The 7,786-nt window shown below is 61.7% G+C and carries 8 protein-coding genes; all 8 read left to right on the top strand.

Annotated features, from left to right (window positions below):
* Nucleotides 1-399: 30S ribosomal protein S7 (gene rpsG, locus Q0J60_RS05825; RefSeq protein ID WP_294439443.1), on the top strand; the 399-nt coding region annotated here is incomplete at its 5' end.
* Nucleotides 400-416: 17 nt separating this feature from the next.
* Complete coding sequence (fusA, locus tag Q0J60_RS05820; RefSeq protein WP_294439441.1) at nucleotides 417-2,543, top strand: elongation factor G; 2,127 nt, start codon at nucleotides 417-419, stop codon at nucleotides 2,541-2,543.
* A gap of 33 nt (nucleotides 2,544-2,576) precedes the next feature.
* Nucleotides 2,577-2,885, top strand: coding sequence for a 30S ribosomal protein S10 (gene rpsJ / locus Q0J60_RS05815; RefSeq protein WP_123209459.1), 309 nt, complete (start codon nucleotides 2,577-2,579; stop codon nucleotides 2,883-2,885).
* A 12-nt stretch (nucleotides 2,886-2,897) separates the two neighbouring features.
* A complete protein-coding gene (rplC, locus tag Q0J60_RS05810) occupies nucleotides 2,898-3,518 on the top strand; it encodes a 50S ribosomal protein L3 (RefSeq protein ID WP_294439437.1) in 621 nt (206 codons plus the stop codon).
* Nucleotides 3,519-3,550: 32 nt separating this feature from the next.
* Nucleotides 3,551-4,174, top strand: a complete 624-nt coding sequence (rplD, locus tag Q0J60_RS05805) for a 50S ribosomal protein L4 (RefSeq protein ID WP_294439435.1) — start codon at nucleotides 3,551-3,553, stop codon at nucleotides 4,172-4,174.
* The gene (gene rplW, locus Q0J60_RS05800; RefSeq protein ID WP_294439433.1) at nucleotides 4,174-4,458 is read left to right on the top strand and encodes a 50S ribosomal protein L23; all 285 of its coding nucleotides are present in this window, start codon (nucleotides 4,174-4,176) and stop codon (nucleotides 4,456-4,458) included. Before rplD ends, rplW begins: the two co-directional genes overlap by 1 nt.
* A 518-nt stretch (nucleotides 4,459-4,976) precedes the next feature.
* On the top strand, nucleotides 4,977-6,572 hold the full coding sequence (locus tag Q0J60_RS05795) for an ABC transporter substrate-binding protein (RefSeq protein ID WP_294439431.1): 1,596 nt from the start codon (nucleotides 4,977-4,979) through the stop codon (nucleotides 6,570-6,572).
* A gap of 262 nt (nucleotides 6,573-6,834) precedes the next feature.
* Nucleotides 6,835-7,786, top strand: a 952-nt coding sequence (locus Q0J60_RS05790) for an ABC transporter permease (RefSeq protein ID WP_294439429.1), incomplete at its 3' end; no start/stop codon positions are given.

The following is a 7,786-nucleotide window of genomic DNA, read 5'->3' as shown; positions in this document are numbered from 1 at the left end:
CAGCTGATCAACAAAGTTCTTCTTGACGGCAAGAAGTCCCTCGCCGAGCGCATCGTCTACGGCGCATTCGACATCGTTGCCGCCAAGTCCGGGCAGGATCCCCTGTCCGTGTTCAAGAAGGCCATGGACAACGTCCGCCCCACGCTCGAGGTCAAGCCGAAGCGTGTTGGTGGCGCTACCTACCAGGTCCCGATGGAAGTCAACCCCCGTCGCGCTACTACGCTCGCCATCCGTTGGATTGTGGACTTCTCCCGCAAGCGCAAGGAGCACACCATGGCTCAGCGTCTTGCCGCCGAAATCCTGGATGCGTCTGAGAACACCGGCGCTTCGGTGAAGAAGCGTGAGGACCTGTACAAGATGGCCGAGTCCAACCGTGCGTTCTCGCACTACCGCTGGTAAGAGAAGGGCAAGCATCAATGGCTACTCCTAAGATCTCTCTTCAGGATACTCGTAACATCGGCATCATGGCCCACATTGACGCGGGCAAGACGACGACTACCGAGCGTATCCTCTACTACACCGGCAAGACCCACAAGATCGGTGAGGTTCACGAGGGCGCTGCCACTATGGACTGGATGGTCCAGGAGCAGGAGCGCGGCGTAACCATCACCTCCGCCGCCACCACGTGCTACTGGAGCTACCCCGGTGGCGCCGACAACGGCAAGCCTTACCGCTTCCAGATCATCGACACCCCCGGCCACGTGGACTTCACGGCCGAGGTCGAGCGCTCCCTGCGCGTCCTCGACGGCGCCGTGGCCGTGTTCGACGCGGTTGCCGGTGTGCAGCCCCAGTCTGAGACCGTGTGGCGTCAGGCTGAGCGCTACGGCGTTCCCCGCATCGCGTTCATCAACAAGTATGACCGCGTGGGTGCCGACTTCTTCCATGCCATCCAGACCATGCGCGATCGTCTGGGCGCCAACGCTGTGGCCGCTCAGATCCCGATGGGCGCTGAGGACAACTTCTGGGGCGTCATCGACCTGGCTACCATGACCGCATGGGACTTCAAGGCCGACGACAAGGGCATGACCTACCCCGAACCCATGGATGAGATTCCGGCCGAGTTCGCTGAGCTCGCCGCCGAGAAGCGCCAGGAGCTTGTGGACGCCGCCGCCGACTGCGACGACAACCTGATGGAGAAGGTCCTCATGGACGAAGAGTTCTCCGTCGAAGAGCTGAAGGCCGCTCTGCGCAAGGGCGTCATCGAGTGCAAGGTCAACCCCGTGTTCGTGGGCTCCGCCTACAAGAACAAGGGCGTGCAGGAGCTGCTCGACGCCGTGGTCGACTACATGCCTTCCCCGGTCGACGTTCCCGCCATCAAGGGCACGAACCCCGACACGGGCGACGAGGACGAGCGTCCTTCCGATCCCAAGGCGCCGTTCGCCGCTCTGGCCTTCAAGATCATGACCGACCCCTTCGTGGGCAAGCTCACCTACCTGCGCGTGTACTCCGGTACCCTCGACGCCGGTTCCTACGTGGTCAACGCCACCAAGGACAAGAAGGAGCGCATCGGCCGTCTGCTGCAGATGCACGCCAACCAGCGCGTCGACGTGGAGAAGTGCTCCGCTGGCGACATCGTTGCCGTCGTGGGCCTGAAGGACACCACCACCGGCGACTCCCTGTGCGATGAGGGCCATCCCATCATCCTGGAGTCCATGGAATTCGCCGATCCGGTTATCGACATCGCCGTCGAGCCCAAGACCAAGGCCGAGCAGGACAAGATGATGATCGCCCTGCAGAAGCTGGCCGAGGAGGACCCGACCTTCCGCGTGTCCACCAACCATGAGACCGGCCAGACCATCATCGCCGGCATGGGCGAGCTCCATCTGGAGATCATCATCGACCGTCTGCTCCGCGAGTTCAAAGTCGAGGCTAACGTCGGTAAGCCGCAGGTCGCCTACCGCGAGCGTCCGGGCCACGAGGGCATGAACGCCGAGGGCAAGTTCGTTCGCCAGTCCGGTGGTCGCGGTCAGTACGGCCATGCGATCATCAACATGTACCCGCAGGAAGCCGGCAAGGGCTACGAGTTCGAGAACAAGATCGTGGGCGGCGTGGTTCCCAAGGAGTACATCCCCGCTATCGACAAGGGCATCCAGGAGGCGCTGAACTCCGGTGTTCTGGCCGGTTACCCCGTCGAGGATGTGCGCGTCGAGCTGATCGACGGCTCCTACCACGAGGTCGACTCCTCCGAGGCGGCGTTCAAGGTTGCGGGCTCCATGGCTATCAAGGACGCTCTGCGCAAGTCCGACCCCGTCATCCTCGAGCCTATGATGGCTGTCGAGGTTGAGACTCCCGAGGAGTACATGGGCTTCGTCATGGGCGACATCCCCAGCCGCCGCGGCCTGATTCAGGGCCAGGAGAAGCGCGGCAACGCGGCCGTCATCAGCGCGAAGGTTCCGCTGAGCCAGATGTTCGGCTATGCTACCGACCTTCGTTCCGGCACCCAGGGACGTGCGAGCTACACCATGCAGTTCGACTCCTACGAGCCGGTTCCCATGAACGTGGCCGAAGAGATTATCAGCAAGGCTGGCGGAAAGAACGCCTAACGGCACCGCCCGCGCTATTTGGAGGAAATGAAAGTGGCTAATCAGAAGATTCGCATTCGCCTGAAGGGCTACGACCATGAGATCGTGGATCAGTCCACCAAGCTCATCGTCGACACCGCCCAGAAGACCGGTGCCAAGGTCTGCGGACCTATTCCCCTGCCCACCGAGCGCAACCTGTACTGCGTCGTTCGCGGTCCCCACGTCAACAAGGACTCCCGCGAACAGTTTGAGATGCGTACCCACAAGCGCCTGATCGACATCTTGGAGCCGACCCCCTCGACGGTTGATTCGCTCATGCGTCTCGACCTCCCCGCGGGTGTCGACATCGAGATCAAGCTGTAAGGAGTGTATGAGATGATCAACGCTATCTACGGCAAGAAGATCGGCATGACCCAGATCTTCGACGAGAACGACCGCGTGGTGCCCGTCACCGTCATCGTGGCCGAGCCCAACAAGATCTGCCAGGTCAAGACTACCGAGACCGACGGCTACGAGGCCGTGCAGCTTGGCTTCGGCTCCATCAAGGAGAAGAAGGTCAACAAGCCCATGGCGGGTCACTTCGCCAAGCAGGGCATCGCTCCCACCCGTTACCTGCGCGAGGTGCGCGTGGAGAACGCGTCCGAGTACAAGGCGGGCGACGAGCAGACCGTGGCGGCTTTTGCTGAGGTGAAGAAGGTCGACGTGACCGGCACCTCCAAGGGTAAGGGCTTCCAGGGCGTCATCAAGCGCCATGGCTTCGGCGGCGGCCGTGCATCCCACGGCTCGCACTTCCATCGCATCCCCGGCTCCATCGGCCAGTGCGCCACGCCTTCCCGCGTGTTCAAGGGCGTCCGTCTGCCGGGCCACATGGGCTGCGACACCGTGACCGTCAAGAACCTCGAGGTCGTTCGCGTCGACGCCGACCAGAACCTCATCCTGGTCAAGGGCTCTGTGCCGGGCGGCAAGAACGGCATCGTGCGCGTTCGCATGGCTTAAGTGACCTTACCTTATAAGAGGAGTACACCATAATGGCAAACATTGAGATCAAAGATGCCAGCGGCAACAAGGTCAAAGAGGCCGAGCTGAACGCCGCTGTGTTCGGCATCGAGCCGAACGTGCATGTGATGCACACGGTCGTGCGCTCCATCCGCGCCGGCCTGCGTCAGGGCACGCACGACACCAAGACCCGCGGCGAAGTGCGCGGCGGCGGCAAGAAGCCGTGGCGCCAGAAGGGCACCGGCCGTGCCCGCCAGGGTACCATCCGCGCGCCCCATTGGGTTGGCGGCGGCACCGTGTTCGGCCCGCATCCCCGTTCCTACGCCTTCCGCGTGAACCGCAAGGAAGTCAAGCTGGCTATGCGCTCCGCGCTGTCCGCCAAGCTGGCTGACGGCGAGCTGATCGTGGTCGACGGCTTCAACTTCGAGAAGCCCCGCACCAAGGACGCCGTTGCCGCGCTCAAGGCTCTGGGCTGCGACCGCCGCACCACGCTCGTGATCGCTGACGACGACGTGAACACGTTCCTGTCGTTCCGCAACATCCCGACCGTGACCATCGTCCCCGTGTCCGAGGTCACCACCCTGGAACTCGTTGACAACAAGAAGCTGGTGCTTACCGGCGTCGCTCTGGAACGCCTCGAGGAGGTGCTTGCATAATGAAGGATCCCCGCGAGGTCATCATCCGCCCGGTCATCACCGAGCACAGCTACGACATGATGGAGAAGAACACCTACACCTTTGAGGTGGCCAAGGACTCCAACAAGGTCGAGATTCGCCAGGCCGTCGAGGCTATCTTCAACGTGAAGGTCGTTCGCGTGAACACCATCAACGTGAAGTCCAAGCCCAAGCGCGTGCGCTACCAGTTGGGCCGCACCCGCACCTGGAAGAAGGCCATGGTTACGCTCCAGCAGGGCGACACCATCGAGCTCTTCAACGCTTAAGAAATTGCGCCGTTCTGCCGAACGGCGCTTTTTCTTATGAGGCGCTACGATGCTGCGTGGCAGCCGGATGTCCCATCTGGCCCCTTGTGCATGCCTCTGCGCGTACCGAAGTACGCTTGGGCATGCGGCGGGGCCACCTGGGGCATCGGACTGCCACTCGCTGTTTTTTGCTGGACCTACGAGCTTGGTTGGACAAATCCCGGTTCTTGTTGGGACCGGGATTTTTTATGCCTTGGCATCGAGGTTGTGAGTTGCGATGCAGAGGAGAGTATGAGGGGTCGCGGATGCGAGATTGGGGTTTGCGGGCTGTCGTGTGAAGGGGAGGGTGCTTTCTTGGGAATCGCGTTATGTAAAATTCGCATTAAAAATGACCTCCTTTCCTGTTAAATCTGCCGTTCACCGCCGACGAACGGCTTGTATGACGGCGGGTCAGGTGCATCAAGTAAAATTCGAAAACGTATCTTTTTAGCAAGGGGCATTGTGCCCTTAGCTCGGCTGATTAGTCGAAAGGGAGGATCATGGAAAATAAAGCTCTTATGAATCGCCGCACCTTCGTTGCGGGTAGCGCCGTGGCTGCTGCCACGGTTGGCCTCGGCCTGTATGGCTGCGGCGGCGGTGGCGGGGACGACTCCGCTTCCGGCGGCGAGGGCGGCGGCAGCACCGTTCTGACGGGCGCATGCGCCTACACGTCCACCAACGTCAATCCTGTGGGCCTCAACGGCGGCTCCGCCCTGATGCTGGCGGCCACCTACCACGTGTTCGAGGGCCTGTACGACCTCGACCTGCACACCTATGACACCTACAACGCGCTCGCCGCTGACGAGCCCGTGAAGGTTTCCGACACCGAGTACGAGGTCACCCTGCGCGAGGGCGCCAAGTTCTCCGACGGCACCGACGTGACCGCCGCTGACGTGGTGAACGCCTTCGAGCTCAACATGGCAGACGCCACCTGCGGCGCCTTCCTGACCTTCATCGACTCCGTCGCCGCCAAGGACGACACCACGGTCACCATCACGCTGAAGTACCCCTTCGAGAGCCTGCTCAAGAGCCGTCTGAGCGTGGTCAAGGTGTTCCCCGCGTCGCTCTCCGACGACGATCTGGCCACCATGCCCATCGGCACCGGCCCCTGGATGTACGAGACCGTCGACGGCAACGACGGCGGCACCATCCGCTTCGTCCCCAACCCCAACTACAACGGTTCGCTGCCTGCGGGCGCCGACGCCATGGAGTGGAACATCCTGCTGGACAACACGTCCCGCACCACCGCACTCCAGGAGGCTTCCGTCCAGGTCATGGAGAACGTGCCCGACGCCAACGCCGAGCAGCTCCAGGGCGCAGGTGCCACCGTTGAGTACCTGCAGGGCTTCAACCAGCCGTTCTTCATGTTCAACACGAAGAAGGCTCCCTTCGACGACGTGCGCGTGCGTCAGGCGTTCTACTACGCCGTCAACGTCGACCAGCTCATCTCCAACCAGATGGCCGGTCACGCCGCCAAGGTCAAGGGCTTCCTGCCTGAGAACCACCCGAACTTCCACCAGGCTTCCGTGGTGTACGAGTACGACCCCGAGAAGGCCAAGAGCCTGCTCGCCGAGGCCGGCCAGGAGAACCTCTCCTTCACCATGGTCGTCAACAACAACTGGGTAAGCGACCTGGCTGCTCAGATTCAGCAGGACCTGCAGTCCATCGGCGTCACGATGGAAATCAACGAGCAGACCATCAACTGGGCCGAGTATGCGGCTCCCGAGGACGGCGGCGTGCTCGACTACGACGTCATGCTCACCCCGGGCGACCCGACCTGCTTCGGCAACGACCCCGACCTGCTGATGAACTGGTGGTACGGTGACAACATCTGGACCCAGGGTCGTACCTGCTGGAAGGGCTCTGAAGAGTGGCAGCAGCTGCAGGACCTCATGCAGGAGGCTCGCGAGGCCACCGATGAGGCCACTCAGCAGGAGCTGTGGAACCAGTGCTTCGACATCCTGGCAGAGAACGTGCCGCTGTACCCGCTGTTCCACCGCGAGCTGGCCACCGGCTATCAGCCCACGATGATCGAGGGCTTCCAGCCCATCGCCACCACGGGCCTGATCTTCCTCGGCGCCAAGCCTCTCGCGTAAATCGCGTTCGCGATGCACCCAAAGGCCCGCCGTTTTCGGCGGGCCTTTTCCCTGTCTACGTTCTTTGCAGTCCAGTAAAAAGCAGGGGAGCGAACTCGCCGGCCGAAGGGTATAAAAAGGTAAAACCACAGGGCCGTTCATGCCTTACGGCGGACGAGTTTGTGAGAAAATAAACCATTACGTTTTTTTGACGGCAACGCCAGGGGATGACGAAGGCTGCGCCGTTGGTATCTGTCCGTTCGACAAGTGAAAGGGGGTCGAGGTGAGCAATCTGCTGCGTTTGATTGGCAGGCGTCTGATCGCTTTGCCCATCATGATCATCGGCGTTACCCTCCTCGTATTCTTCCTCATGGCCCTCTCGCCGATCGACCAGGCCTATTCCGTCCTGGGCGAGAATGCGACCGCAGAGCAGGCCGAGCAATATCGTGAGGAGCACGGCCTCAACGATCCCATCCTGGTCCAGTATGGCAACTACATGGTGGGCCTTGTCCAGGGCGACCTGGGCACCTACGGCGCCAACAACGCCTCGGTGGCCGACCGCATCGGCGAAGCCCTTCCCGTCACGCTCCAGCTGACGTTCATGGGCCTGATCATCGCCGTGGTGATCGCGGTCATCCTGGGCGTCATCTCGGCTTTGTATCGAGACAAATGGCCCGATCAGGTGATTCGTGTCTTCTCGATCGCCTGTATCGCCACGCCTTCCTTCTGGCTGGCCGTTCTGTTGATTCTGCTGTTCTCGTCCATGCTTCATCTGCTGCCGGCTTCCGGCCCGCTCCCTTCGCTTTCGAGCGATCCGACTGGCTGGATGGAGCGTATGGCGATGCCCGCCTTCGCGCTGGGCGTTCCCGTCGCCGGCCAGCTGACGCGCGTCATCCGCACGTCCATGGTCGAAGAGCTTGACAAGGACTACGTGCGCACCGCCATGGGATTCGGTATTCCCAAAGGCGTCGTCATCGCGCGCAACGTGCTCCGCAATGCCCTGATTACCCCGGTCACCGTTCTGGGCCTGCGCATCGGCTATCTGATCGGCGGCGCCGTGGTTATCGAGGTCATCTTCAACCTGCCCGGCATGGGCATGGCCATCGTTTCGGGCATCCAGTCCAACTACACGCTGCTCGTTCAGGGCGTCGTGCTGGTGGTGGCCATCACCTTCATCATTATCAACATCATCGTGGATATGCTTTATATCCTGATCGATCCGCGAATCAGGACGG

It is taken from the genome of uncultured Slackia sp., from assembly GCF_944321625.1.
Classification (GTDB): Bacteria; Actinomycetota; Coriobacteriia; order Coriobacteriales; family Eggerthellaceae; genus Slackia.
The sequence above is the reverse complement of the archived record's forward strand: the minus strand, read 5'-3'. Positions and strand labels throughout refer to the sequence as shown.